This window comes from Yersinia mollaretii ATCC 43969 (assembly GCF_013282725.1).
Classification (GTDB): domain Bacteria; phylum Pseudomonadota; class Gammaproteobacteria; order Enterobacterales; family Enterobacteriaceae; genus Yersinia; species Yersinia mollaretii.
This window is the reverse complement of record NZ_CP054043.1, coordinates 3,287,061-3,311,861: the sequence shown is the minus strand read 5'-3', so window position 1 is coordinate 3,311,861 and position 24,801 is coordinate 3,287,061. Positions and strand designations below refer to the sequence as shown.

The following is a 24,801-nucleotide window of genomic DNA, read 5'->3' as shown; positions in this document are numbered from 1 at the left end:
GGCCGGTATGGCCCGCTTTTACATAAAATCAGCAAGGTATCCCATCAGAGCTACCCCCCACTCTCATCACCATAGTGCTGTAGAGTAAAAAATAAAAAAGCCTCCACGATGGGAGGCTTTGGCGTTATTTTTCGTTTCTATTCTTACGCGCAAGCCTCCTGAAATCAGGCGCTAAAGTAAAAAAAGAAGCGAAAAGTAACGGTATGCATCATAACGATGACCTTATTGCTTAGAAGCTAAAGATTAAAAGAGGGAGACAAGCTCCCTCTTCAATTCTGACTTACGCCAGAGCTGCTTTCGCTTTTTCGACCAGTGCAGAGAATGCCACTTTATCGAATACTGCGATGTCAGCCAAGATCTTACGGTCGATTTCAACAGAAGCCTTTTTCAGACCATTGATGAAACGGCTGTAAGACAAGCCATTCTGACGAGCAGCTGCGTTAATACGTGCAATCCACAGTTGGCGGAATTGACGCTTCCGTTGACGGCGGTCACGGTAGGCGTATTGGCCTGCCTTGATCACTGCCTGGAATGCAACACGATAAACGCGCGAACGGGCACCGTAGTAACCTTTCGCCTGCTTTAAAATCTTCTTGTGACGTGCACGTGCTACCACACCACGTTTTACGCGAGCCATGTACTTCTCCTATCGTCTTAATTCAAACCAAAATTACTTATGCGTATGGCAGACATGCAACGACCAAACCTAGATCGTTTTTAGATACCATGCCTTTTGGACGTAAATGACGTTTACGCTTAGTAGCTTTCTTGGTCAAAATATGACGCAGGTTGGCATGCTTACGCTTAAAACCACCGGCACCGGTTTTTTTAAAGCGCTTAGCGGCGCCGCGTACTGTCTTAATCTTTGGCATTGAATATATCCACTTCGCATTGTTAATTACAACGAGCTAGCTAGGCGAACAGACCTCTTGCTGCGCAAGCGCAGAGAAGCCTGTTACTTGAGTGCCTTACTGTCTCTTCTTAGGTGCGAGCACCATGATCATCTGACGGCCTTCGATACGAGTCGGGAAAGACTCCACGACGGCTAAATCAGAATCTTCAGTCAGATCTTTTTTGACACGGTTAAGGACTTCCATGCCGATCTGTTGGTGCGCCATTTCACGTCCGCGGAATCGCAGGGTGATTTTGGCTTTATCGCCATCTTCCAGAAAGCGAATCAGGTTGCGTAGTTTGACCTGATAGTCGCCATCATCGGTACCAGGACGGAATTTAATTTCCTTGACCTGAATGACTTTTTGCTTCTTCTTCTGTTCTTTTGTCGACTTGCTCTTCTCATAGAGGAATTTGCCGTAATCCATGATTCGGCAAACCGGCGGCTCGGCATTCGGACTGATTTCTACTAAATCAACACCAGCTTCCTCAGCTTTTTCAAGAGCTTCGTTCAGACTGACAATGCCAATCTGCTCACCATCGACGCCTGTTAAGCGAACTTCTGTGGCGCGAATCTCTTTGTTGATGCGATTAGGACGCGCCGGTTGAACTCGTTTTCCGCCTTTAATACTTTATTCCTCCAGTTGATGAAGACTACGGCTGCGAATTTCTGCTAGCAGCTGGTCTACGACCACGTTGACATCTAAGCTTCCCAAGTCTTTACCACGGCGGGTACGAACGGCAATCTTGCCTGATTCGACCTCTTTATCGCCACAGACCAACATATATGGAACTCGACGCAACGTATGTTCACGAATTTTAAAGCCAATCTTCTCATTTCTCAAGTCCGCTTTTGCCCTAATTCCCGCATCTTGCAGTTTTTTGGTCACTTGTTGGACATAATCAGACTGGCTATCGGTGATATTCATCACCACGACTTGTACCGGAGCTAACCACGTTGGGAAGAAGCCCGCATACTCTTCGGTTAATATACCGATAAAGCGCTCTATTGACCCCAAAATGGCCCGGTGAATCATTACCGGCACCTGGCGATCGTTATTTTCGCCGATGTAAGACGCACTTAAGCGGCCCGGTAATGAGAAATCGAGCTGTACGGTACCACACTGCCACGCACGATCCAAACAATCATGCAAGGTAAATTCAATTTTTGGACCGTAGAACGCCCCTTCACCCGGCTGATAATCAAACGGAATCCCGTTTTCAGTCAGCGCAGCAGCCAAATCGGATTCAGCACGGGTCCATTGCTCATCACTACCAATACGTTTTTCAGGGCGAGTAGAGAGCTTGACCACAATCTTCTCGAAGCCAAAAGTGCTGTACATGTCGTACACCATTTTGATGCAGCTGTTCACTTCGTCGCGAACCTGCTCTTCGGTACAGAAAATGTGTGCATCGTCCTGAGTAAAGCCACGAACACGCATCAGGCCATGCAGTGCGCCTGAAGGTTCGTTACGGTGGCAGCTACCGAACTCAGCCATACGCAATGGCAGGTCACGGTATGACTTCAACCCTTGGTTGAAAATCTGCACATGCCCTGGGCAGTTCATCGGCTTGATGCAGTACTCGCGGTTTTCCGAGGATGTGGTGAACATATGCTCAGCATAGTTCTCCCAATGCCCAGTTTTTTCCCACAGCACGCGGTCCATCATAAACGGCCCTTTGACTTCCTGATACTGGTACTCTTTGAGCTTCATACGCACAAAAGTTTCCAGTTCACGGAAGATAGTCCAGCCGTCGTTGTGCCAGAACACCATACCGGGTGCTTCTTCCTGCATGTGGTAAAGGTCCAGTTGCTTACCAATCTTGCGATGGTCGCGTTTGGCCGCCTCTTCCAGACGTTGCAGATAAGCATTCAGTTGCTTCTTATCACCCCAAGCCGTGCCGTAAATACGTTGCAGCATCTTATTTTTGCTGTCGCCACGCCAGTAAGCACCGGACGTTTTCTGCAACTTAAAGTGATGGCAGAAACGCATGTTCGGTACGTGTGGACCACGGCACATATCAACATATTCTTCATGGTGATATAGACTAGGGCGATCATCGCGGCTGATATTCTCATCGAGAATCGCCACTTTATAATCTTCACCACGCGCAGCAAAAGTGTCGCGGGCCTCTTGCCAACTGACTTTTTTCTTGATGACGTCGTAATCTTTATCGGCAAGTTCATGCATCCGCTTTTCCAGCAGATCCAAGTCTTCCTGCGTCAAGGTGCGGTCAATATCAACATCGTAATAGAAACCGTTGTCGATAACAGGGCCGATTGCCATTTTGGTATCAGGCCAAAGCTGCTTGATGGCGTGCCCTAATAAGTGCGCACAAGAGTGGCGGAGAATCTCCAGCCCTTCAGCATCTTTGGTGGTGATAATGGCCAGTTGAGCATCAGATTCGATCAGGTCACTGGCATCAACCAATTCACCATTAACACGCCCAGCAATACAGGCTTTCGCCAAGCCGGGGCCGATATCTAAAGCAACATCAAGCGCAGAAATGGCGTGATCGTAATGACGCTGACTGCCGTCAGGAAGGGTAATAACAGGCATTCTAATTCCTTATCTACAGTGGTGACCCACACGACAGATCACATGTAAGACGTAATTATTGTTTGATTTCAAAAAGTTGCGACATCAATTTAACCCACGTTTGTTATATTGGTACGCAACTGTGTACACAGTTCACTTTGTGACATAGATCATGCCATAAAGTGAAGTCATATTATCATCACTTAATGCAATGACAAAATGCCTAGCGAATAATCTATTAATACGCCAGTCAAACAGTGATAATGATCGCCGACAAAGTTATCATGCTTAAACTGCTCTACGATCAGCACAATATCAACACCGTATAACTGAGGGTCAACTATTGCAGCGACAACCTGTTACATCTTCCAGAATTTTGTCGATTGGTTATGATCCTGAAAATCGCATGCTGGAGATACAGTTCCGTGAACAAGGGATTTATCAGTATTTGGGTGTCCCTGAGCGCGTTCATCAGAATTTTATGTCTGTAGTTTCGAAAGGTCGTTTTTTTGATGGCGTGATAAAAGGCAAGTTCTTGTGCCGTAAAATTGGCTAAATAAAAAATAATCCATTAAAACAAATAATCAAATTATGCTGAAACGGTCGCTTCGATGATGAATATGACAAAGAAGCCTACCGTTTCAGAAATCTACCCGTCTCTCTTGCTCCCCCTATAAACCACCGTCCTATAAAATGACTACCCTATAAAATAGCGCCATAAATAGGATATCGGTACCACAAACAGCAATGCGGGTAAGAGATTGACCACCGCAAATATTTTAATTTGAGCAATACGCAATCCTACTGCAATCATAATAATCCCACCGCAAGCCGAAAAATCAGCGAAGGCGATATCATCCATATACGGCATGATGAGTTTTGCTAACAAAACCAGTGCGATTTGAATCAACAATTGCGGAATGGCAATCGCGACCAGAGCAATGCCGAGTGAGATAGAAAATATCAGCGCAGTGAAGAAATCCATCAGCGCTTTGACCAATAGCAACTGAAAATCACCCGTTATCCCTTCAGTCAAAGAACCGACTACCCCCAGTCCGCTGGCGCAAAATAACACAATCATTGCCGTGAAACTTTGCGCAAATTCCTGCGGCGGCAACGCACTGCGCGAGGGGATAACCCGCTCCAACAGCCCGCGCGTTTTATTAGCTCCCCACTTTACCCCCTGCTCCAAAGATAATAATTCTCCGACAGCCGCCCCAATAATTAATGCCAAAATAACGGCGGGCATAAAATGGACTTTCACCACCATTACGATACCGATGGAGATAGAGGCCAAAGCAAAAGTTGACGGCAATCCTTCTTGCAGCCGTTTAGGAACATGACGGGCAAGTAATACGCCGACAATACCACCCAGAATAATACCTGCGCTGTTAATAAACGGGCCAATCATTCCCTGCTCCTAATCGCTAAAATGCGCTGTAAAGATGTAAATCATCACCAACAATGATTTACATTATGATCTATTGCTTTTGAGATGCGCTAGGTGTATTGCTATTTCTACAGGATGTGCCCATAATCAATTTCCGTTTCCGTGTAGCAATGGTTACTGGAACGCCGCCCCGATTGTTCACGCAATCGGGGCGTTTTATTAGGCCACTCCCCAGAATTTCTCACACAAGCCCTGCTGATGGCCTTTTCCCACGACGGCCCACATAAACAAATCTAAACACGCCATCCATAAATACTGAACAACAAAATCGATTACATCCGTTTTTCTTCCGCATTTTAGTGCCTATGATCTGTTCAGTGGTCAACAAGGAGAGAAATATGATGCAAAATATGACAAACAGCCGGTCAGATCTCGAGCGCTACTTCCGCCAAACAGATAAGCAATGCACAGCACAAACGCCTTGGTTTACCCGCTGGCTCTATATTCCGGTAGACGAAAGGATGAAAATTCTGGATGACTTGCTGCAACCCTATCCAGCCAGACCGCAGGAAAAGCGATAAATCGCGCAAGCTCATGCCGGAACAACGATTGAGGGAAGAGATATTTGCGAGGAGAGCGGCTGAAACCGATTCACGTAGGTGAGTGGGTTTTAGCCATGTCAATCGCTGCCTGAATGGCAGTGCGGGCCTGAGGGCTGTTTTTCCAACACGTCGAGCCCGTCATGGCTGCGGCACTGCTGACAATTTCGCTCATATCTGCCTGACTAAGCTGGAGAAGCGAGGTGAAACCAAGTTGTTCAAGACGAGTCACTACCGTCGGCCCTACGCCTTTGACGGCCAACAGCACATCACGTTCATTATCAGTAAATGCCATACCAGGTTCCAATCGAGATTAAGTCGCGGATTAAAAAACGTGTTATTTGAAGTAGAACCATGCTGTAGTGATTAATCCATCACTGACTTTAAACACTGCCATGCTCTCTATTGGGTCATCACTAAGTCCGTGAATTCTTTCCAAATCGAACACTTTATTACCAAACACGGTACGTGAGATAAGCTCCGCTCTTAATGTGGGGAGATTAGAGTCGTTTTCTGGCTGCACTTTCCGCGCTGAAAAACCAGAGTTCAGGCAATCTGTGTGGGTAAAAGCGAATTTCGTAGGTATCTTTTAACGGCGCTAAACGCCAACGCGGGCGAGCCTCGCGCTTTGGTTTTAAAAAGCGCAAACGACCACGAGCTCGTGCGGCTTGTGTATCCAATACCCATGCCGCAGATGCCGATAAAGGCTGGCGAGTATATTCATCTTCAACACTAATATCACAAATGCACAAAATCCTATTCCCCGCAAAAAATTGATTCCGACGTGATTATTCTTGATCTGTTGCAGTGAACCAACTGTTGCCCGCAGGGTATTTGATCTGTATCACAAATACCCTTGGTACTTGAAGCCGCAGCGGTGTTGGCACTACTCAGTCAATCTGAGATAGCCTTTTGCCCGACGTATCGCGTAGAGTGACAAGGTAAGCCATAATATCGCGTGTAAATTTATTTATCTAAGCGCGAATAATTGCCTGATAAGTTTTACTTTCATCGGGCACGTTTGATGCTATTTCGGAGCAACAGTGATGCAAAGTATTCTCGAATTATTTAAAGCCATTGGCTTAGGCTTAGTATTGTTGCTGCCATTGGCAAACCCATTGACAACCGTAGCCCTCTTGCTCGGGCTATCTGGCAATATGACCAGTGAAGAGCGCAATCAGCAATCGAAGATGGCCGCAATTTATGTCTTCTTTATTATGACTATTGCTTATTACGCCGGTCAGGTCGTCATGAGCACCTTTGGTATTTCTATTCCCGGTCTGCGAATCGCAGGCGGCTTGATTGTTGCCTTTATCGGCTTTCGTATGCTTTTCCCGCAACAGTCAGCCGAAGATACTCAGCTAGAAGCAAAATCGCAGGATTTGAAGAAACGCAAATCTATCAATATTGCCTTTGTGCCGCTGGCAATGCCGAGCACTGCGGGGCCGGGGACGATCGCTATGATCATCAGCTCTGCCGCCTCCATGAAAGGCCACACCCTGTTCAGCCCATGGGTAGTGACGGTCGCACCGGTACTGATTTTTCTTTCTGTCTCATTAATTCTATGGGGATCGCTGCTCAGCTCAGGAGCCATCATGCGCTGGGTAGGCAAAAGTGGCATTGAAGCTATTTCACGCTTGATGGGATTCTTGCTGGTGTGCATGGGGGTACAATTTATTATCAATGGGGTGCTGGATATTATCTCCACCTATCAACCCGCCATCGCATAAACACATTGTAAGATTGAAGAGAGAAACGCTAGCCGATGTTGATACTGCTAAATGTTGTTAATGCTAGATCTTGTTACGGCCAGAAGTGACTGCGGCCATAAGTAACAGTGCCTATAAACGACATCGGTTAGCGTTTTAATATTATTCTGACATCGCCCGGTAAGCGGTATCCACTTTCCACAAATAACGTGGTGCTTGCGCAGCCGGATGCTTCTTTTGTATATGCTGATAAAACTCGTTCGGGCTAAGACTATTAATCTTATTCACTGCTAGACGTTTATCTGATGAGAACGTCCGCAGCATGGCCCCCGCGCCATTGGCATAAGAGACGATAGTGGCATAACGCAAAGTTTGCGGATCACTGATCCCGGCTAACTGCTGGTTCTGCAAAATATTGATATAAGCCGTCCCAATATCAATATTCTTCACCGGATCTTTTAACTCACCCGAACTCGGTTGACCATTGCGCCCTTTCATTCGGTATGCATCACGACCCGCAGTAGAGGCTTTTATCTGCATCAAACCGACCGCATTTGAGGTACTCACCACATCAGGATTGTAACCCGACTCCACCTGAATAATCGCTTTAATCAATGTTTCATCAACGCCGTAATGGCTGGCCGCTTGTTTAATCACATCGCTGTAGGCGACTGTCGTTGAACCCGCGCTGCTTTTAGGTTCGTTTAGGAAACCACCCGGTGGTACTTTCTTTAGCCACCCGTTATTTGCTTGCGGTGGCGGAGTTTGTTTAGCACACCCCGCCAGCAATAAAATTGCCATTAGGCAACCGACTTTTGGATTCACAGTATTCCCCGCGCTGATAAGCCGTTTTGTAGCATATACAAGTTGTCACCTCACCCAAATAGATTTTTTGGCCTAGTTTGACCATTATCAACATAATGATCAGTCTATATTCGGTAACTATCCGTAAGTTTTAGTTTATTGTATGGCAAGGCTTGACTTGGCCTCAAATGATATTGATAATCATTTTCATTTAAGAAAAGGGAACATCGCCATGTTTACTAAGCAAAAAATACCCTACCTGCGCCCCATTCGCCGCCCAACACCGCGTTTTTTATCGGTTATCACCTTGTTTTTGTTTGTTGCATTTTCATCACTGATCAGTACCTCGGCATTGGCCGAAAATAAGCCTCACGATCCGGAAAAGAAATTCAAAGTTGTGACGACGTTCACAATTATTCAGGATATCGCGCAAAATGTCGCCGGTGATGCCGCCGTGGTCGAGTCGATCACCAAACCCGGCGCTGAAATTCATGACTATCAACCCACGCCACGGGATATCGTAAAAGCACAGTCTGCGGACTTGATTTTATGGAATGGCATGAATCTAGAGCGCTGGTTTGAGCGCTTCTTCGAAAATATTAAAGATGTCCCCTCCGTGGTGGTGACCGATGGCATTACTCCGTTACCCATCCGTGAAGGGCCATATACCGGTATTCCTAATCCTCACGCTTGGATGTCGCCATCCAATGCCCTTATTTATATAGAGAATATCCGCAAGGCGCTGGTGGAGCACGACCCTGCCCATGCTGATACCTATAATCGCAATGCCAAAGCCTATGCCGAGAAAATCGCCGCGCTAGACGCCCCGCTACGTGAGCGCCTGTCGCGCATTCCGGCAGAGCAGCGTTGGCTGGTCACCAGTGAAGGGGCGTTTAGCTATTTAGCGAAAGATTATGGCCTTAAAGAGGTCTATTTATGGCCTATCAATGCCGATGAGCAAGGTTCGCCACAGCAAGTGCGCCGTGTCATTGACACCATTCGCGCCAATAAAATCCCCGTGATATTCAGCGAGAGCACTATTTCCGATAAACCCGCCAAACAGGTGAGCAAAGAAACCGGTGCGCTCTATGGCGGGGTGTTATATGTTGATTCGTTGTCAAATGAAAAAGGTCCGGTCCCGACCTATATCGACCTGATTAACACCACGGTGCAAACTATCGCGAAAGGATTTGGTCAATGAGCCAAGCTGTTTTTGTCCGCCCTGAACTGATAGTGGATAATGTCACTGTCACCTATAACAATGGGCATACTGCTATTTATGACGCCAGTTTTTCACTCACTGGCGGGACTATCTGTGCGCTGGTCGGGGTCAACGGCAGTGGTAAATCGACCCTGTTTAAAAGCATCATGGGGCTGGTCAAACCCAGCGTCGGCAAAGTGGAACTCAGTCAGAAGCCGGTCAGTCACGCCTTGAAGCAAAATACCATCGCCTACGTCCCGCAAACTGAAGATGTGGACTGGAACTTTCCGGTATTAGTCGAAGATGTCGTGATGATGGGCCGCTACGGCAAAATGAATTTTCTGCGGATCCCAAGCCGCGAAGATAAAACCATTGTCGATAAAGCCATTGAGCGCGTTGGCTTAACCGAATTACGGTCACGGCAAATTGGCGAGCTTTCGGGTGGGCAGAAAAAGCGAGTCTTTTTGGCCCGCGCGCTGGCCCAGCAAGGTTCGGTATTGCTGCTGGATGAGCCTTTCACTGGCGTTGATGTTAAAACAGAGAATGCCATCATTGATCTGCTGCGCGCGCTGCGCGATGAAGGTCACCTCATTCTGGTTTCAACCCATAACCTCGGCAGCGTGCCGGAGTTTTGCGATCACGTTATTCTGATTAATCAGACTGTACTGGCCGCCGGCCCCACCGAAACCACCTTTACGCAGAAGAATCTCGAAATGACCTTTGGCGGCGTCTTGCGCCATATCAACCTGTCGGGTAGCGCGCTGCATGACGACAATGACCCTCGCACCGTCACTGTGATAACCGATGATGAGCGCCCAGCGGTGTTTTATGGTCACACTAAAAATGACCCGCCAGCCCAGAGCCAGTCAAAGGAGGATAACCCCTAATGCTGGAACTTTTGCTGCAACCCTTTAACTACAACTACATGGTGAAGGCTATCTGGGTGAGTGCGATTGTCGGCGCGGTCTGCGCATTTCTATCGGCTTACCTGATGCTGAAAGGCTGGTCGCTGATGGGAGATGCGCTATCGCACTCCGTCGTTCCCGGTGTTGCGGGAGCTTACGCGCTTGGATTGCCTTATGCCGCCGGCGCATTCTTTACCGGTATGCTCGCGGCACTGGCGATGACGCTCGTCCGCCACATTACCCGCCTGCGTGAAGATGCCATCATCGGTTTTATCTTCTCCACATTTTTTGCCGTGGGGCTATTAATTGTTTCGCTCAACCCCACCTCCGTCAATGTGCAGTCGATCATCTTCGGCAATATTTTGGGGATAGCCGATGAAGATGTGTTGCAGGTAGAGATCATTATTTTGATCTCTTTTGTGATTTTATGCCTGATCTGGAAAGACCTGCTGGCGGTGTTTTTCGATGAAAGCCACGCCATGTCGATTGGGTTATCGCCACTGAAGTTAAAAATTCTGTTTTTCACCCTGCTTAGCGCCTGTACTGTTGCGGCCTTGCAGACCGTGGGGGCCATTTTGGTGATTGCCATGGTGGTGACGCCGGGGGCGACCGCCTACTTACTCACCGACCGTTTTGGCCGCTTATTGATCATCGCCATCGCTATTGGAGCTTTTACCAGTGCCTTTGGTGCCTATCTCAGCTTCTATCTGGATGGCGCAACCGGAGGGGTGATTGTCACCTTACAAACCGTGGTGTTCCTGCTGGCCTTTGTCTTTGCCCCTAAACATGGATTGTTGGCAACCCGTTATCGTACGCGCCAAAAGCGCCGCCATCCGTTGCCACACCTGCCGGAGGATAATGTATGAATACATTGTTCAGTCTGGTCAGCGAACCTTTCGCCTACCCCTTTATGCAGCGGGCGATCGTCGCGGCAATCATTACCGGCGTGGTGTGTGCCGTGCTCTCTTGTTACTTGGTGTTAAAAGGCTGGTCATTGATGGGAGATGCTATCTCTCATGCCGTGTTACCGGGGATTGTGCTGGCCTTTTGGCTCGGCATTCCGTTGGTCATCGGCGCCTTTGTCTCAGGGATATTCTGTGCGGTTGCCACAGGCTATTTAAAAGAGCATAGCCGGGTCAAAGAAGATACCGTGATGGGGATTGTATTCTCCGGCATGTTTGCATTTGGTTTAGTGATGTTCTCTCGCATGGATACCGACCAGCACCTCAGCCATATTTTATTCGGTAATATGCTGGGTATTTCACTTGCTGAACTGAAGCAAACCTTGTGGATCGCCGGATTTACCCTGTTAGTGGTGCTACTCAAACGTAAAGACTTTATGCTGTATTGCTTTGATCCCAACCATGCACGAGTGATTGGGTTGCCGGTCAAGTTTCTGCACTATGGTCTGCTTTGCCTGCTGGCCTTGACGATTGTGGCGTCATTACAGGCGGTAGGGGTTATTTTGGTGATCGCCATGCTGATAGCGCCCGGCATCATCGCCTTTATGCTCTGTCGCAGCTTTGATCGGATGTTGATTGTGGCCACACTGGTGTCGGTTGTCGCCTGTGTGCTAGGGACGTTGATCAGTTTCCATATTGATGGTGCCACTGGCCCCTGTATCGTGATCATTCAGGCGTTATTCTTTGTGATTGCCCTGATTTACAGCCATATAAAACCGGTGCAAGGCCGCCAGATGATACCGCAAAGCAAAGCCGACAGTGCTGAAAACGCGCCAAAAGGTAATCTGCTATAATCTATTGTGTCTCTATTGATAAGCCGTGATTTTCACGGCTTATTGATTACTCTTAGCAATACATCTCGTCTATTTCTGCCGTGAGTTTTTTTTTGCGTCATGGCTGTGGCCATCAACACGAAAAAAAATATGTCACGAATCGGCAGCAGAATCAGTCTTTTGTTTGATCCCACGTGGGTATCCCTGTGCGTTAGCGCTTGTTTTTTACACAACAAAAAAGCTAACCTAATGATATCTACCCAAAGTCATGAGCGTTGCAGGTCAGCGGCAAGTGAAGGTCGCTAACAGCCTTGCGACTCAGTTCGAAGGATATAACTGGCAAGCTGATAGGGGGTGAACCATGTGGCAAGCAGTAAATCGTCTGTTAGGTGAATACCTTGGCCCTGCTGAAATTCGGGAAAGAACCGAATTACCGGGCGGGGATATTCATGAAGCCTGGCGTCTCAGTTATGGTGAAACTGAGGTTTTCGTCAAATGTGATGCCCGTGAGATGCTGCCGATATTTACCGCTGAAGCCGATCAGCTATCCTTATTAGCGCGCAGTAAAACGGTCCAAGTGCCTGAAGTCTATGGTGTGGGCAGTGATCGTGATTACAGCTTCCTGCTCCTTGAATACGTCCCCCTTAAACCACTTGATGCCCACAATGCATACTGCTTAGGTCAGCAATTGGCGCATTTACATCAATGGAGTGAGCAACTGCAATTCGGGCTGGATTTTGATAATGATTTAGCCACGACCCCGCAACCCAATAGCTGGCAACGCCGCTGGGCGCAATTCTTTGCTGAACAGCGAATCGGTTGGCAATTACAGTTAGCCGCTGAAAAAGGCATGTCGTTTGGTGATATTGACCAAATTACCGCGCTGGTTCAGGAGCGTTTACAGAGCCACCAGCCGCAACCTTCCTTGCTACATGGCGATTTATGGCCCGCTAACTGCGCCGCCAGCACCAATGGGCCGGTGATTTTTGATCCCGCCTGCTATTGGGGTGATCGGGAGTGTGATCTCTCCATGCTGCCACTCTACCCCGCTCTACCCGCCCAAATTTACGATGGTTATCAGAGTGTTTGGCCGCTCCCTACCGACTTTATCGAGCGGCAGCCGATTTATCAGCTCTATTACTTATTGAATCGCAGTAATCTGTTTGGCGGCCAACACTGGCTTAATGCACAAAAGGCCGTTGAGCAACTGCTGCATCCCGAACACTTCTAGCTCTCCGCACCAGAAAAGCAGCACCCCAAAAGTTGGCAACCCAACCAGTCAGGGTGCTTTTTTATGCCTCCAACATTTCGCCTGAAAATGATTTTTCATAAAAAAGTATGAACAAAACCACAGATTAGCCCCATTTCCCCCGTCCAATAATGACGGTCAACCCTGTTCTTTTTTGCCAGCGACAACACCCATCAAAAAGCGCTTACTTAAATAAAATCAAAAGCCTTCATTGAGGAAGTTTCACTCTCCTCGATAGGAATTCTGTTGTCAGAATGAGGAGTCAGGTTAATGGTCGATATTCGTGAATGGGAAAACCTTGCTAATAAAGAGCTGAACAGGCGAGGCATCAATATTGCTGATTTAGTCAGTAACACGGCGGAAGGGATCGCGGTAAAACCACTGTATACCGCCAGTGATCTGGATGGGTTGGAGGTGACCGGGTCACTTCCCGGTATCGCCCCTTATGTCAGAGGGCCACGGGCCACCATGTATGCCGCACAGCCGTGGACCATTCGCCAATATGCCGGTTTTTCAACCGCGAAAGATTCGAATGCCTTCTACCGCCGAAATCTGGCGGCGGGACAAAAAGGGTTATCTGTGGCCTTTGACCTTGCCACCCATCGCGGTTACGACTCAGATAACCCGCGCGTGTCCGGTGATGTGGGCAAAGCGGGGGTGGCGATTGATACGGTTGAGGATATGAAAGTCCTGTTCGACCAAATCCCGCTGGATAAGATGTCAGTCTCGATGACCATGAATGGCGCGGTGCTGCCTATTTTGGCGTTTTACATTGTTGCCGCCGAAGAGCAAGGCGTGGCCCCTGCACTCCTCACTGGCACCATTCAAAATGACATTCTGAAAGAGTATCTGTGCCGCAACACCTATATTTACCCGCCGAAACCCTCGATGCGCATTATTTCGGACATTATCGCGTGGAGTTCCCAGAATATGCCGCGTTTTAACACCATCAGTATTAGCGGTTACCACATGGGGGAAGCGGGGGCGAACTGTGTGCAGCAAGTGGCCTTTACTATCGCCGATGGCATTGAGTACATCAACGCCGCAGTGCACGCCGGGTTAAATATTGATGATTTTGCCCCTCGCCTCTCCTTCTTTTTTGGCATTGGCATGGATCTGTTTATGAACATCGCCATGTTACGGGCTGCGCGCTACCTTTGGAGTGAGGCCGTGAGCCAATTTGGTGCCACTGACCCCAAATCATTGGCCCTGCGCACCCACTGCCAAACCTCTGGCTGGAGTCTGACCGAGCAAGATCCCTACAACAATATCATCCGCACCACCATCGAAGCATTGGGTGCCACACTCGGCGGCACGCAATCCCTGCATACCAACGCCTTTGATGAAGCGCTCGGCCTGCCAACGGATTTCTCCGCCCGCATTGCGCGTAACACCCAAATTATCATTCAGGAGGAGTCGGCGATTTGTCGCACCATCGACCCGCTGGCCGGCTCCTATTTTGTCGAGTCACTTACCGACCAAATGGTCAAACAGGCCCGCACCATTATCCAACAGATCGATGATGTCGGCGGCATGGCAAAAGCTATTGAGGTGGGGCTGCCTAAACGCATGATTGAAGAGGCGTCGGCGGATCAGCAATCCCTTATTGACCAAGGCAAACGCGTCATTGTCGGCGTGAATAAGTACAAATTAGCCAAAGAGGCTGAAACCGAGGTATTGGAAATTGACAACGTGAAAGTGCGCAATGAACAAATTGCCCAACTGAAACGTATCCGGGCCGAACGGGATAACGAAGCAGTGCAACGCGCCTTAACCAACCTGCGCCATGCCGCAGGGCATCAGGAAAACTTACTGGAAGCCGCCGTGCAAGCAGCCCGATTACGAGCGACATTGGGGGAGATTTCAGACGCGATGGAAGTGGCCTTTGACCGCTATCTGGTGCCGAGTGAATGCGTCACTGGCGTCATTGCGCGCAGCTACCATCAGAGTGAAAAAGAGGCGCAGGAGTTCGACCAGATACTGGCGCAAACTCAGCATTTCCTCAGTGACAATGGCCGTCGCCCCAGAATTCTCATTGCCAAAATGGGTCAGGATGGTCATGACCGTGGCGCGAAAGTGATTGCCAGCGCCTATTCCGATCTTGGTTTTGATGTCGATCTTAGCCCCATGTTCTCCACCCCCGAAGAGATTGCCCGTCTGGCGGTGGAGAATGATGTGCATGTCATTGGTGCCTCCTCACTGGCGGCGGGGCATAAGACCTTGATTCCCGAGCTAATTGAGGCGCTGCGCCAATACCAGCGGCAGGATATCTGCGTGGTAGCCGGCGGCGTCATCCCACCACAGGACTATGCTTTCTTGCGCGAGCGCGGTGTAGCGGCCATTTATGGGCCGGGGACGCCGATGTTAGTCAGCGTGAGGGATGTGCTACAGCTCATCAGCCATCATCATGATTAATGACAGCAATCTTGACGATTACATCCGCCGTTTGCGCCAAGGAGAGCGGGCGGCGTTGGCGCAGGCCATGACACTGGTCGAGAGCCGCCTTCCCCGCCATCAGGCACTCAGCGCCCGACTGCTGGACATCATCATGCCCGATACCGGGCAGGCCAAACGGCTGGGGATCACGGGCACTCCGGGGGCGGGGAAAAGCACCTTTCTGGAGGCGCTAGGTCAGGAACTGTTGGCGCAGGGGCATAAAGTGGCGGTGATTGCCGTGGACCCCAGCAGCCCCATCAGCGGCGGCAGCATTTTAGGCGATAAAACCCGCATGCTGAATTTGTCACGCGCCGAACAGGCGTTTATCCGCCCAGTCCCCTCAGGGGGCCATCTGGGCGGGATCAGCCAACACACCCGTGAGCTGATTTTATTGTGCGAGGCCGCCGGTTACGACGTCATCATCGTGGAGACCGTGGGTGTGGGGCAGTCCGAAACAGAGGTCGCCGACATGGTGGACTGCTTTATCTCGCTGCAAATCGCGGGGGCTGGTGATGATCTGCAAGGCATCAAGAAAGGCATTATGGAGATGGCGGACCTTATCGTGATTAACAAAGATGATGGCGATAACCACGCCAATGTCGAAATCGCGCGCCATATGTATCACAGCGCGCTGCACATCATTCGCCGTAAATACCCCGCATGGCAGCCACAGGTTCTCAGCTGTAGCGCCCTTGAAAAACGGGGAATTCGCGAGGTTTGGCAGGCGATAGAACGTTTTGGGTTGGTCATGACCCAGAGTGGGCAACTCGCCACTCTACGCCAACAGCAAAATCTCAGTTGGGTACGTCATCAGGTGGAGGTCAATGTGCTCATGGCACTGTTTGCTCGCCCAGACCTGCGCCAGCACTACCAGAAAATTGAAGATCGACTGCGTCAAAATCAACTTTCGCCACGGGCGGGGATTAATGACGTCACTGATTTTATTACGCAAAAAATGATCAATTAACGGAGTGACGATTATGTCTTATCAGTATGTAAAAGTGTTGATTGCCAATCGCGTGGGCATTATTGAGTTCAACCATGCGCGCAAACTCAATGCACTCAGCAAGGTTTTTATTGATGATTTGATGCAAGCACTGCATGACCTCAATAAGACGGATATTCGCTGCATTATTTTGCGGGCGGCGGAGGGTTCAAAAGTGTTTTCAGCCGGCCATGACATCCGCGAACTCCCGACGGGCCGCCGCGACCCCCTCTCCTATGATGACCCACTGCGCCAAATCACCCGCGTGATCCAAAAATACCCTAAGCCCATTATCTCCATGGTCGAGGGCAGTGTCTGGGGCGGCGCATTCGAGATGATTATGAGTTCAGATATCATTATTGCCTGTAGCAATTCGACCTTCTCCATGACCCCCGTCAATTTGGGGGTGCCTTACAACTTGGTGGGCATCCACAACCTTATTCGTGATGCCGGTTTTCACATTGTGAAAGAGTTGATTTTTACTGCCGCGCCCATCACCGCACAACGCGCGCTCTCCGTCGGCATCCTTAATCATGTGGTTGAACCCCAAGAGCTGGAGGATTTCACCCTCAAACTGGCGCACGTCATTTCGGAAAAAGCGCCGTTAGCCATTGCCGTCATCAAAGAAGAACTTCGCGTGTTAGGTGAAGCCCACACCATGAATTCAGATGAGTTTGAGCGCATCCAAGGTATGCGGCGCGCCGTGTACGACAGCGCTGACTACCTTGAAGGCATGAGCGCATTTATGGAAAAACGTAAACCTAACTTTCTCGGGCGCTAACCCTTCACGGCCAAAGGATCTCGTTATGAAACGGTCATATTGCATCATGAGCGCGGATGAAGCCGCCGAATGTATTGAACATGGAAATATGGTGGTCTTCAGTGGCTTCACTCCTGCGGGCGCACCTAAAGTACTGCCTGCGGCTATCGCCCGGCGCGCCATAGCACATCATCAGCAACAAAAAGAGTTTCAGATTCGCTTACTGACCGGAGCCTCTATCAGCGCCCAAGCTGATGATGAATTGGCCGCCGCCGACGCCCTCTCATGGCGTGCCCCTTATCAAACCGCCTCGTTGTTGCGTGAAAAAATCAATCAGGGCAAAGTCAGTTTTGTTGACCTGCACCTGAGTGAAGTGGCGCAAATGGTCAACTATGGTTTCTTTGGCGACCTTGATGTCGCCGTGATTGAAGCCTCAGCCGTCACCGCCGAGGGCAAGGTGTATCTCACCAGCGGTATTGGCAATGCCCCGATATTTTTGCATAAAGCCAAAAAAATCATTATTGAGCTAAATCATTATCACAGCCCACGGGTGGCTGAATTTGCCGATATCATCACCCTCGGTGCGCCACCACGGCGCAATACGCTGCCGATATTTCACACGCTCGATAAAGTGGGCCAATCCTATGTGCAGGTTGACCCGAGCAAAATCGTCGGCATTGTCGAAACGGAGTTACCCGATGCCAGTAACAGCCTAGATCGGGCCAATCCCTTGTGCGAACAAATTGCGGATAACGTGGTCAACTTCCTGCTGAATGAGCTGCGATTAGGCCGTATTCCGCCTGAGTTTCTCCCGCTGCAAAGTGGCGTCGGTAACATCAATAATGCCGTAATGAAACGGCTGGGGGAAAACCGCCATATTCCCCCCTTTATGATGTATTCAGAGGTGTTACAAGAGTCGGTAGTCCAACTGTTAGAGTGCGAAAAAGTGATGGGGGTCAGTGCCTCCAGCTTAACCATTTCGCCCGCCTCACTGAAAAAGATCTATGACAACATGGACTTCTTCTCGAGCCGCATCGTCTTGCGGCCGCAGGAGATCTCGAATCACCCGGAAATCATCCGCCGTCTGGGGGTCATCGCCCTGAATGTCGGGCTGGAGTTTGACATCTACGGCCACGCCAACTCCACCCATGTGGCGGGTACTGAACTGCTCAACGGCATTGGCGGTAGTGCAGACTTTGAGCGCAATGCTTATTTGTCGATCTTCATGGCCCCATCAGTGGTCAAGGGCGGTAAAGTCTCCACCATTGTCCCGATGTGTACCCATGTGGATCACAGCGAACACAGTGTCAAAGTGATCGTGACCGAACAAGGTGTTGCCGATTTGCGCGGATTATCGCCACTGCAACGGGCCGCCGCCATTATCGATAACTGCGCGCATCCGATGTACCGGGATTACCTACATCAATATCTGGCGCAATCCAAGGGCGGGCATCTGCATCACAATCTGACGCAGGCATTTCAACTGCACCAAAATCTGTTTGAATTTGGTGCCATGCTGGCCCCTTAATCACCGTCACGATCGGCACTGATATAGCCCATGACTTGCTCAATATGGTGATTATTCTTGAGCGAATAGAGATATTCTCGCATGTACATGGGCTGATTCGGCGCATCAAAGTATTTCAGCTTGGCCGGATTCACCAACCGATAAGCAAACTGAGGCACCACGGTCAGGAATTGCCCCTGCTCTACCGCACTTATTTTTGCCATAAAACTGTAGGGACGATAAATAATGGTGGGGTTAATCCCAATGGAGCGGAAATGGGCATCCAATAAGGATTCAAAATTAGCCCGATTTTGAAAACGCATCTGTAGCCACGGCAACGTATTTAATAATTCGAGTGCCTGCATATTCTCAAAGCGGCGTGACACTAAAAAACCGAGCCGCAATGAGGGAAGCTCTGTGGCCTGCAAACTGTCGATATGGGTCACCCGTTGCGAGGCTTGTTGCGGGGAGATAATAAAATCCACCCGGCGGTCGAGCAAATCATCGATCACGCTATTTTCATTGAACTCAAAAGGTTGGGCGGTGATTCCGTCATATTTATCGCTCAGACTAAATAGCTGATCAAAAATAATCGTCGGGTAAGTGTTATCAATGCCCACCACGATATTTTTCTGCCGCTGGGACAGCGACATAATACTGTTATCGATTGCCGATAACCTTTGGTAAATCGGAAATAGCTCCTGATAAAGCTCCTGGCCCGCCTTATTGAGGCTGATACTTTTCTCATTACGGGTAAAAAGAGAATACCCCACTAGCTCTTCCAGCGCGGTAATACTTTTGCCAAACGGGGATGCGGTCATGTGTAATTTTTCAGCCGCCTTCGCCATGCTATTAGTTTGGGCTAACACAATAAAATTACGCATTTTCTTTGAGATAAAAACGTTCATTACTTTGCTGATATAACGGAGGAGAGAGCCTTACAGCATAAGGCAAACACCGAGGGAATAGTGTGAGTGCAAGAAGGGTATCGTGTCGAGGTTGCCGAAAAAGTCTTTCAAGACGTTAATTTGTTTTGATATCAAGATAATAAGTGACAAAAAGGCCCATTTAATGGGCTTTTTTGTCTGGAAGAAACCTTATCCCTGAGCCATCAACCCCAATAGCTTAATGACAAAATAGGCCACCACGCCGATAACGAACGGCAGGATATAGAGGGTAAAAAACTGCAAGAAAATAGTGTGGTGCGGCAAGACTATCTTCTCTTCCAACTGTTCACGACTGCGCCCTTCACTGCCTTTGGCCTGCTCTAAAATCAACTGATCTTCAATACCTTCACGAATATGCCGCACTTGCCGCGACATACGAGCACCTGACGCTTGCAACGACAGACCGACGAAAATCAACATATAGATGATAAAGAACATGATGTTAGCGGCGGAAAAACCCTGTTCGAAATCGGGTACTGGCGAGTTAAACCAGAAGATATCCAGAAAAGTGGTATTAAAGCGGATCATATCGGTCATGACGTGGATAAAATCCATCATTACCGCATTAATCCCGGTACTCTTTTGGCTATATTGATAGGCAAAATTGATGATTGAAATCAATGTTGACAGCAGCGCTGGAATAAAAACGAGCCATCCTGCAATCCGTTTGATAACAGCGACGCGCCCAGCCTGTTGATAGGTCATGACTTCTCCTTGTAAATACCACAACTTATGTAGACTTAGTTTACCTGCTACATTCACTCTTTGTGAAAATTTTTGTTGTGATCCCCCTGCTTAACTCAAATTCACCTTGGCTTCATCTGGCGCAAGATGATTAAGTTAATGATAAGGTATTCAGCTCGTAGCTAAAAACCAACAGGAGTGATGATTAATGGCGACCCCTCACCCGATTAAGGCCGCAATCTTTGATATGGATGGCCTGCTGATTGATTCAGAGCCTTTATGGCTACAGGCGGAACTTGATATTTTCACCTCGCTGGGGCTGGACACCTCCTCACGAGATTCACTGCCTGACACGCTGGGTTTGCGTATCGATTTGGTGGTGAAACTTTGGTATCAAACTCTGCCTTGGCAGGGGCCGAGTCAGGCAGAAGTGTGCAAACGTATTATTGCTCGCGCCATCGAACTAGTGGAAGAGACACGCCCCGTGCTACCGGGCGTCGAATATGCGCTGGATCTTTGCCGCCAACAAGGGCTGAAAATTGGTCTGGCCTCCGCCTCACCGCTGCACATGCAGAAACGCGTGCTGGCCATGCTCGGCGTTGAACACTATTTCGACTGTTTGGTTTCAGCAGAGTACCTGCCCTACAGTAAACCGCACCCCGAGGTCTACCTGAATGCGGCGGCTGATCTGGGCATTGACCCGTTACAATGTGTCACGCTGGAAGATTCAGTCAACGGTATGATTGCCACTAAAGCGGCACGGATGCGGTCGATTGTGATCCCCTCACCAGAGTACCAGGCGGATCCTCGCTGGGCCTTGGCGGATATTCAATTAGCGTCGCTGGAACAATTGCGCAAGGACGATATTTCGTAACTGAAGAGAGATACCTGTTTTCGCGATAAAGGGCGGCGAGAGTCGATGACTCAACCGCCCAATAGATTTTAAAGGAAGTCATCCCGCTTAGGGGTAAAGGTGTCGATCAAAATACTGTTATCTTCCAGCGATACCGCGCCGTGCATCTCATTCTTCACCGCACGATAGGCATCCCCCGCTTTCAATATGCGCTTCTGCCCTTCAATCTCCACTTCGAAACTGCCTGCGGCAACATACGCAATTTGGTCATGGATATCATGTTTGTGAGCCACGCCAATGGCCCCTTTATCAAAGTGAACGCAGACCATCATCAGCTCGTCACTCCAAGTCATCACTTTGCGTTTAATGCCATTACCTAACTCTTCCCATGGCGTTTCGTCATTAATAAAAAACATCTTCATTATTTCTCCTCATTATTATGCAGAATAGATTTGGTGTCGCGTCGTCACTGTTTTTACGCTGAATTCGCCTCATTCTACGGGCAATCTCCACAGTTTGACCATAATTAATCCAAAAATCATGACATCCCTCAAAAAATAATAAAACATCATTTCATTTTTATTGAATTAACTTCCCGCAAACACTATCATCAGCGAATCAAAAGAAACACTCGGTCAGAAGTCGGACCCGCGCAGGTTGTCAGTCACCATTTCAGCATCGTGCGCATTTTCTACTTTTGCCGTGCTATCTGACTTGGGTTATGCCCATTCAAGATGATGTTCTGAAAGATAGGCTCTACCAACCAAAGCCGTCCTTTGGGCGGTTTTCTCCCCAATATAGAAATCGCGGCAATCTTTGACCGCCTTGAGAGAGATGTTAGCTATGATTTTAGATTCCTTTGAATTGAAAGGTAAAATTGCACTGGTTACTGGCTGTGACACCGGTTTGGGCCAAGGCATGGCGATTGGTTTAGCTGAAGCAGGCTGCGATATCGTGGGTATCAACATTGTTGAACCCAAAGAGACAATTGAAAAAGTGACTGCATTGGGTCGCCGCTTCTTGAGCCTGACAGCTGACTTGAGCAAGATTGATGGCATCCCCGCTCTGTTAGAGCGTGCTGTCGCTGAATTTGGTCAAATCGATATTCTGGTCAATAACGCCGGTATCATCCGTCGCGAAGATGCGATCAACTTCAGCGAAAAAGATTGGGATGATGTGATGAACGTTAACATCAAAACCGTGTTCTTTATGTCTCAAGCGGTTGCCAAGCAATTCATCAAACAAGGTCATGGCGGCAAAATCATTAACGTTGCCTCAATGCTCTCTTATCAAGGTGGCATCCGTGTGCCATCTTACACCGCGTCAAAAAGCGCCGTGATGGGTGTCACCCGCCTGTTAGCCAATGAGTGGGCAAAACACGGCATCAATGTGAATGCTGTTGCCCCCGGTTATATGGCGACCAACAACACCCAACAGTTGCGTAAAGATGAAGAGCGCAGCAAAGAGATCCTTGACCGTATCCCGGCTGGCCGTTGGGGCTTACCTGACGATCTGAAAGGCCCAGTGGTCTTCTTGGCATCCAAAGCATCCGACTATATCAGCGGTTACACCATCGCTGTTGATGGCGGTTGGTTAGCGCGCTAAACCGAGAATCATCACTAATTTGAGTTAAGGTCAATTCCCTCGCGTAATTTGCCCTATTTCGGCTCAAAACAGTTTACAGGCACAACTTCGGTTGTGCCTTTTTTATTACTTATTTATCAAATAGTTAACAAATTAGATCATTCAAAAATCCGTATCAAAAGTGCAAAAATAAAAAATTCAAAACAACGTTCCGACTTCGATCACACTTTTGTCATTCGCTCAATGACTCGCCAGTAAATACAAATATAATAGATTGAAACGATGTTTCTATTTATAAGGAACCTTAAACCGGTTCCGTCCTGACGTTTCGATGATGGGGTTAAGGTGATGGAGTTTGTCGGCAGCATTAAAAACAGTGACGCAACAATGATTAACTGGCTCAGCGCTATCCGCAGCTATGTTGATTTAGTCCAGTCTGTTGGCCACAGCAATCAAAACCCAACCCCACTGATGGCTGATGGTTTTGATGTGCTGACCCATCAACCGGTCGTATGGGAGTTCCCTGATGGTCACAATACCCCAATCTCGAACTTTGCCAGTCAGCAAAACTGGCTACGGACACTCGACGCGCTAAGTCTGGTGACTCAAGACCCGCAATACCACCAGCAAGCACGAGTGCAAAGCAGTTATTTTATGCAGCGCGGCGTGCATGAGCAAAGCGGATTATTTTATTGGGGTGGACACCGTTTCCTGAATCTGGATTCGTTGAAAACAGAAGGGCCAGAATCGAAAGCGCAAGTCCACGAGCTGAAACATCATCTGCCCTATTACAATTTGCTGGTCACGATTGATCGGGAAAAAACACTGAATTTCTTGCAGGGATTCTGGCACGCCCATGTAGAAGATTGGCAAACATTGGATCTGGGTCGCCATGGCAGCTACGACAAGCAGCGCGACCCACATGTGTTCACCCATGCCCGTCACGACGTGGTGAATCCCGCAGATTTGCCCCGCCTGCCAGAGACCAAGGGTTTGACCTTTGTGAATGCCGGAACCGATCTGATTTATGCAGCCTATAAGTATGCGGAGTACACCGGCGATCTCGCTGCTGCGGCATGGGGCAAACATCTGTATCGCCAATATGTTTTAGCCCGTCATCCTGAAACAGGTTTGCCGGTTTATCAGTTCAGCTCACCACAGCAGCGCCGACCTGTACCGGCCGATGATAATCAGACCCAATCTTGGTATGGCGATCGTGCTAAGCGCCAGTTTGGCCCTGAATTTGGTGAAATCGCCCGTGAAGCCAATGTCCTGTTCCGAGACATGCGCCCACTGCTCATTGATAACCCATTGGCTATGCTGGATATCCTGCGCCAACAACCTGATGCCGAAGTGCTGCAATGGGTGATTGACGGGTTAAAAAATTACTATCGTTTCGCTTATGACGTTGAGAGCAATACATTGCGTCCGTTATGGAACGATGGCCAGGACATGAGCGGTTATGTCTTGCAACGTGATGGCTACTATGGCGCTAAAGGGACAATTATCTCCCCCTTCCCATTAGAAGTTGACTATCTGTTGCCGCTGGTTCGGGCATGGCGTTTGAGTGAAGATGAGGAGCTGCTGGATTTAATTGGCGTATTACTGCACCGCTGGCAGTTGGCTGAATTAAATAAATCCAAACGTCAGGCTGCTTTGATGACGGGCAAAAAGCCCAACGCCAGCGCCTATCTGCTGTTGGCCTTAACTGAACTGGCTGAGCATTGCCAATGTGCGCGACTTTTTGAATTAGCCTGGCAAGTCGGCGACACCCTATTTACGCAACATTACCACCGTGGTCTGTTTGTTGAATCGGCGCAACACCGTTATTTCCGTCTCGACAATCCGATTGCATTAGCTTTATTAACCTTAATTGCCGCAAAACAAAATAAGTCAGCGGTAATGCCTCAATTTATGACCAATGGTGGTTACATCCATGGAGATTATCGGGTGAACGGGGAAAGCCGCACTTTGTATGATATCGACTTTATTTATCCGACGCTTTTGAATCAGTAGTTTTAT

Annotated in this window: 27 protein-coding genes, 1 pseudogene and 1 other annotated feature; of the genes and pseudogenes, 15 read left to right on the top strand and 13 right to left on the bottom strand. The window is 48.8% G+C overall.

Annotation, left to right across the window (positions count from 1 at the left end):
• Positions 1-90: 90 nt before the first annotated feature.
• Positions 91-213 (bottom strand) — a sequence feature (Phe leader region).
• The 5 genes from pheM to thrS form a co-directional block, all read right to left on the bottom strand.
• Complete coding sequence (gene pheM, locus HRD69_RS20845) at positions 165-209, bottom strand: pheST operon leader peptide PheM (protein ID WP_353739714.1); 45 nt, start codon at positions 207-209, stop codon at positions 165-167. Its footprint overlaps the feature before it by 45 nt.
• Before the next feature lie 67 nt (positions 214-280).
• On the bottom strand, positions 281-637 hold the full coding sequence (rplT, locus tag HRD69_RS14820) for a 50S ribosomal protein L20 (RefSeq protein WP_004713019.1): 357 nt from the start codon (positions 635-637) through the stop codon (positions 281-283).
• 37 nt (positions 638-674) lie between these two features.
• Positions 675-872 carry a 50S ribosomal protein L35 gene (gene rpmI / locus HRD69_RS14815; RefSeq protein WP_004713020.1) on the bottom strand — a complete coding sequence of 66 codons (198 nt, stop codon included), beginning with the start codon at positions 870-872 and terminating at the stop codon, positions 675-677.
• A gap of 96 nt (positions 873-968) precedes the next feature.
• On the bottom strand, positions 969-1,520 hold the full coding sequence (gene infC, locus HRD69_RS14810) for a translation initiation factor IF-3 (protein ID WP_011816226.1): 552 nt from the start codon (positions 1,518-1,520) through the stop codon (positions 969-971).
• Positions 1,521-1,523: 3 nt separating this feature from the next.
• The gene (thrS, locus tag HRD69_RS14805) at positions 1,524-3,452 is read right to left on the bottom strand and encodes a threonine--tRNA ligase (protein ID WP_004875242.1); all 1,929 of its coding nucleotides are present in this window, start codon (positions 3,450-3,452) and stop codon (positions 1,524-1,526) included.
• Positions 3,453-3,774: 322 nt separating this feature from the next.
• On the opposite strand from thrS, the gene HRD69_RS14800 reads away from it, so the two are divergent.
• Positions 3,775-3,987 (top strand): KTSC domain-containing protein, encoded by a 213-nt coding sequence (locus HRD69_RS14800; protein WP_005161573.1) that lies wholly within the window; start codon positions 3,775-3,777, stop codon positions 3,985-3,987.
• Between the two features lie 141 nt (positions 3,988-4,128).
• Here HRD69_RS14800 and HRD69_RS14795 read toward each other — a convergent pair whose 3' ends face one another.
• Entirely contained in the window at positions 4,129-4,842 is a 714-nt protein-coding gene (locus tag HRD69_RS14795) for a DUF554 domain-containing protein (protein ID WP_004875243.1), read from the bottom strand.
• Positions 4,843-5,219: 377 nt separating this feature from the next.
• On the opposite strand from HRD69_RS14795, the gene HRD69_RS14790 reads away from it, so the two are divergent.
• Positions 5,220-5,402: a hypothetical protein gene (locus HRD69_RS14790; protein WP_004875245.1), complete on the top strand. Its 183-nt coding sequence runs from the start codon at positions 5,220-5,222 to the stop codon at positions 5,400-5,402.
• Positions 5,403-5,472: 70 nt separating this feature from the next.
• On the opposite strand, the gene HRD69_RS14785 is transcribed toward HRD69_RS14790, so the two are convergent.
• The 3 genes and pseudogenes from HRD69_RS14785 to HRD69_RS14780 all read right to left on the bottom strand — a co-directional run bounded on the left by HRD69_RS14785 (position 5,473) and on the right by HRD69_RS14780 (position 6,172).
• On the bottom strand, positions 5,473-5,715 hold the full coding sequence (locus HRD69_RS14785; protein WP_004875246.1) for a hypothetical protein: 243 nt from the start codon (positions 5,713-5,715) through the stop codon (positions 5,473-5,475).
• Between the two features lie 42 nt (positions 5,716-5,757).
• Positions 5,758-5,922 (bottom strand): annotated as a pseudogene (locus HRD69_RS20645) (steroid delta-isomerase); the annotation flags it as partial.
• Positions 5,921-6,172: a hypothetical protein gene (locus HRD69_RS14780; protein ID WP_004875248.1), complete on the bottom strand. Its 252-nt coding sequence runs from the start codon at positions 6,170-6,172 to the stop codon at positions 5,921-5,923. The pseudogene HRD69_RS20645 and the gene HRD69_RS14780, both read right to left, overlap by 2 nt.
• Positions 6,173-6,466: 294 nt before the next feature.
• Between HRD69_RS14780 and HRD69_RS14775 the strand changes: the two genes are divergently transcribed.
• A complete protein-coding gene (locus tag HRD69_RS14775) occupies positions 6,467-7,150 on the top strand; it encodes a MarC family NAAT transporter (RefSeq protein WP_004875249.1) in 684 nt (227 codons plus the stop codon).
• Positions 7,151-7,291: 141 nt separating this feature from the next.
• Here HRD69_RS14775 and HRD69_RS14770 read toward each other — a convergent pair whose 3' ends face one another.
• Entirely contained in the window at positions 7,292-7,954 is a 663-nt protein-coding gene (locus tag HRD69_RS14770) for a transglycosylase SLT domain-containing protein (protein WP_032814437.1), read from the bottom strand.
• Positions 7,955-8,165: 211 nt separating this feature from the next.
• Between HRD69_RS14770 and yfeA the strand changes: the two genes are divergently transcribed.
• From yfeA to HRD69_RS14725, 9 genes are all read left to right on the top strand, one after another.
• A complete protein-coding gene (gene yfeA, locus HRD69_RS14765) occupies positions 8,166-9,134 on the top strand; it encodes an iron/manganese ABC transporter substrate-binding protein YfeA (RefSeq protein WP_032814439.1) in 969 nt (322 codons plus the stop codon).
• Positions 9,131-10,021: an iron/manganese ABC transporter ATP-binding protein YfeB gene (yfeB, locus tag HRD69_RS14760; RefSeq protein ID WP_032814442.1), complete on the top strand. Its 891-nt coding sequence runs from the start codon at positions 9,131-9,133 to the stop codon at positions 10,019-10,021. The genes yfeA and yfeB overlap by 4 nt, the downstream gene beginning before the upstream one ends.
• Entirely contained in the window at positions 10,021-10,905 is an 885-nt protein-coding gene (yfeC, locus tag HRD69_RS14755; RefSeq protein ID WP_004875252.1) for an iron/manganese ABC transporter permease subunit YfeC, read from the top strand. Before yfeB ends, yfeC begins: the two co-directional genes overlap by 1 nt.
• A complete protein-coding gene (gene yfeD / locus HRD69_RS14750; protein ID WP_032814445.1) occupies positions 10,902-11,795 on the top strand; it encodes an iron/manganese ABC transporter permease subunit YfeD in 894 nt (297 codons plus the stop codon). Before yfeC ends, yfeD begins: the two co-directional genes overlap by 4 nt.
• A gap of 340 nt (positions 11,796-12,135) precedes the next feature.
• Positions 12,136-13,005, top strand: coding sequence for a fructosamine kinase family protein (locus HRD69_RS14745; RefSeq protein WP_004875254.1), 870 nt, complete (start codon positions 12,136-12,138; stop codon positions 13,003-13,005).
• A gap of 288 nt (positions 13,006-13,293) precedes the next feature.
• Complete coding sequence (gene scpA / locus HRD69_RS14740; RefSeq protein ID WP_004875255.1) at positions 13,294-15,438, top strand: methylmalonyl-CoA mutase; 2,145 nt, start codon at positions 13,294-13,296, stop codon at positions 15,436-15,438.
• Complete coding sequence (gene meaB, locus HRD69_RS14735) at positions 15,431-16,426, top strand: methylmalonyl Co-A mutase-associated GTPase MeaB (protein WP_032814447.1); 996 nt, start codon at positions 15,431-15,433, stop codon at positions 16,424-16,426. Before scpA ends, meaB begins: the two co-directional genes overlap by 8 nt.
• Before the next feature lie 13 nt (positions 16,427-16,439).
• On the top strand, positions 16,440-17,225 hold the full coding sequence (gene scpB / locus HRD69_RS14730; protein ID WP_004875257.1) for a methylmalonyl-CoA decarboxylase: 786 nt from the start codon (positions 16,440-16,442) through the stop codon (positions 17,223-17,225).
• A 25-nt stretch (positions 17,226-17,250) separates the two neighbouring features.
• Entirely contained in the window at positions 17,251-18,732 is a 1,482-nt protein-coding gene (locus tag HRD69_RS14725) for a succinyl-CoA:acetate CoA-transferase ScpC (RefSeq protein ID WP_032814449.1), read from the top strand.
• Here HRD69_RS14725 and srsR read toward each other — a convergent pair.
• Together srsR and HRD69_RS14715 are read right to left on the bottom strand one after the other, a co-directional pair.
• Positions 18,729-19,619, bottom strand: coding sequence for a LysR family transcriptional regulator SrsR (gene srsR, locus HRD69_RS14720; RefSeq protein ID WP_032814451.1), 891 nt, complete (start codon positions 19,617-19,619; stop codon positions 18,729-18,731). The two genes, HRD69_RS14725 and srsR, sit on opposite strands and share 4 nt — an antisense overlap.
• Positions 19,620-19,808: 189 nt before the next feature.
• Positions 19,809-20,363 carry a YniB family protein gene (locus HRD69_RS14715; RefSeq protein WP_004875259.1) on the bottom strand — a complete coding sequence of 185 codons (555 nt, stop codon included), beginning with the start codon at positions 20,361-20,363 and terminating at the stop codon, positions 19,809-19,811.
• A gap of 187 nt (positions 20,364-20,550) precedes the next feature.
• On the opposite strand from HRD69_RS14715, the gene hxpB reads away from it, so the two are divergent.
• On the top strand, positions 20,551-21,216 hold the full coding sequence (gene hxpB, locus HRD69_RS14710; protein WP_004875260.1) for a hexitol phosphatase HxpB: 666 nt from the start codon (positions 20,551-20,553) through the stop codon (positions 21,214-21,216).
• A 68-nt stretch (positions 21,217-21,284) separates the two neighbouring features.
• On the opposite strand, the gene HRD69_RS14705 is transcribed toward hxpB, so the two are convergent.
• Complete coding sequence (locus HRD69_RS14705) at positions 21,285-21,617, bottom strand: cupin domain-containing protein (RefSeq protein ID WP_032814453.1); 333 nt, start codon at positions 21,615-21,617, stop codon at positions 21,285-21,287.
• Positions 21,618-22,038: 421 nt separating this feature from the next.
• Between HRD69_RS14705 and kduD the strand changes: the two genes are divergently transcribed.
• Together kduD and HRD69_RS14695 are read left to right on the top strand one after the other, a co-directional pair.
• On the top strand, positions 22,039-22,800 hold the full coding sequence (gene kduD, locus HRD69_RS14700; RefSeq protein WP_004875262.1) for a 2-dehydro-3-deoxy-D-gluconate 5-dehydrogenase KduD: 762 nt from the start codon (positions 22,039-22,041) through the stop codon (positions 22,798-22,800).
• Between the two features lie 327 nt (positions 22,801-23,127).
• The gene (locus tag HRD69_RS14695) at positions 23,128-24,795 is read left to right on the top strand and encodes a pectate disaccharide-lyase (protein WP_004875264.1); all 1,668 of its coding nucleotides are present in this window, start codon (positions 23,128-23,130) and stop codon (positions 24,793-24,795) included.
• Positions 24,796-24,801 lie beyond the last annotated feature (6 nt).

Excerpts from the sequence above, each read along its gene's own strand:
- HRD69_RS14745 (WP_004875254.1), top strand. The coding sequence starts at position 12,136 with ATGTGGCAAGCAGTAAATCGTCTGTTAGGTGAATACCTTGGCCCTGCT.
- HRD69_RS14715 (WP_004875259.1), bottom strand. The coding sequence starts at position 20,363 with ATGACCTATCAACAGGCTGGGCGCGTCGCTGTTATCAAACGGATTGCA.
- rplT (WP_004713019.1), bottom strand. The coding sequence starts at position 637 with ATGGCTCGCGTAAAACGTGGTGTGGTAGCACGTGCACGTCACAAGAAG.
- HRD69_RS14795 (WP_004875243.1), bottom strand. The coding sequence starts at position 4,842 with ATGATTGGCCCGTTTATTAACAGCGCAGGTATTATTCTGGGTGGTATT.
- scpB (WP_004875257.1), top strand. The coding sequence starts at position 16,440 with ATGTCTTATCAGTATGTAAAAGTGTTGATTGCCAATCGCGTGGGCATT.
- yfeD (WP_032814445.1), top strand. The coding sequence starts at position 10,902 with ATGAATACATTGTTCAGTCTGGTCAGCGAACCTTTCGCCTACCCCTTT.
- srsR (WP_032814451.1), bottom strand. The coding sequence starts at position 19,619 with ATGAACGTTTTTATCTCAAAGAAAATGCGTAATTTTATTGTGTTAGCC.
- HRD69_RS14705 (WP_032814453.1), bottom strand. The coding sequence starts at position 21,617 with ATGAAGATGTTTTTTATTAATGACGAAACGCCATGGGAAGAGTTAGGT.
- hxpB (WP_004875260.1), top strand. The coding sequence starts at position 20,551 with ATGGCGACCCCTCACCCGATTAAGGCCGCAATCTTTGATATGGATGGC.
- thrS (WP_004875242.1), bottom strand. The coding sequence starts at position 3,452 with ATGCCTGTTATTACCCTTCCTGACGGCAGTCAGCGTCATTACGATCAC.
- scpA (WP_004875255.1), top strand. The coding sequence starts at position 13,294 with ATGGTCGATATTCGTGAATGGGAAAACCTTGCTAATAAAGAGCTGAAC.
- HRD69_RS14785 (WP_004875246.1), bottom strand. The coding sequence starts at position 5,715 with ATGGCATTTACTGATAATGAACGTGATGTGCTGTTGGCCGTCAAAGGC.
- HRD69_RS14775 (WP_004875249.1), top strand. The coding sequence starts at position 6,467 with ATGCAAAGTATTCTCGAATTATTTAAAGCCATTGGCTTAGGCTTAGTA.
- yfeB (WP_032814442.1), top strand. The coding sequence starts at position 9,131 with ATGAGCCAAGCTGTTTTTGTCCGCCCTGAACTGATAGTGGATAATGTC.
- yfeC (WP_004875252.1), top strand. The coding sequence starts at position 10,021 with ATGCTGGAACTTTTGCTGCAACCCTTTAACTACAACTACATGGTGAAG.
- rpmI (WP_004713020.1), bottom strand. The coding sequence starts at position 872 with ATGCCAAAGATTAAGACAGTACGCGGCGCCGCTAAGCGCTTTAAAAAA.
- HRD69_RS14725 (WP_032814449.1), top strand. The coding sequence starts at position 17,251 with ATGAAACGGTCATATTGCATCATGAGCGCGGATGAAGCCGCCGAATGT.
- HRD69_RS14695 (WP_004875264.1), top strand. The coding sequence starts at position 23,128 with ATGGAGTTTGTCGGCAGCATTAAAAACAGTGACGCAACAATGATTAAC.
- HRD69_RS14790 (WP_004875245.1), top strand. The coding sequence starts at position 5,220 with ATGATGCAAAATATGACAAACAGCCGGTCAGATCTCGAGCGCTACTTC.
- meaB (WP_032814447.1), top strand. The coding sequence starts at position 15,431 with ATGATTAATGACAGCAATCTTGACGATTACATCCGCCGTTTGCGCCAA.
- kduD (WP_004875262.1), top strand. The coding sequence starts at position 22,039 with ATGATTTTAGATTCCTTTGAATTGAAAGGTAAAATTGCACTGGTTACT.
- yfeA (WP_032814439.1), top strand. The coding sequence starts at position 8,166 with ATGTTTACTAAGCAAAAAATACCCTACCTGCGCCCCATTCGCCGCCCA.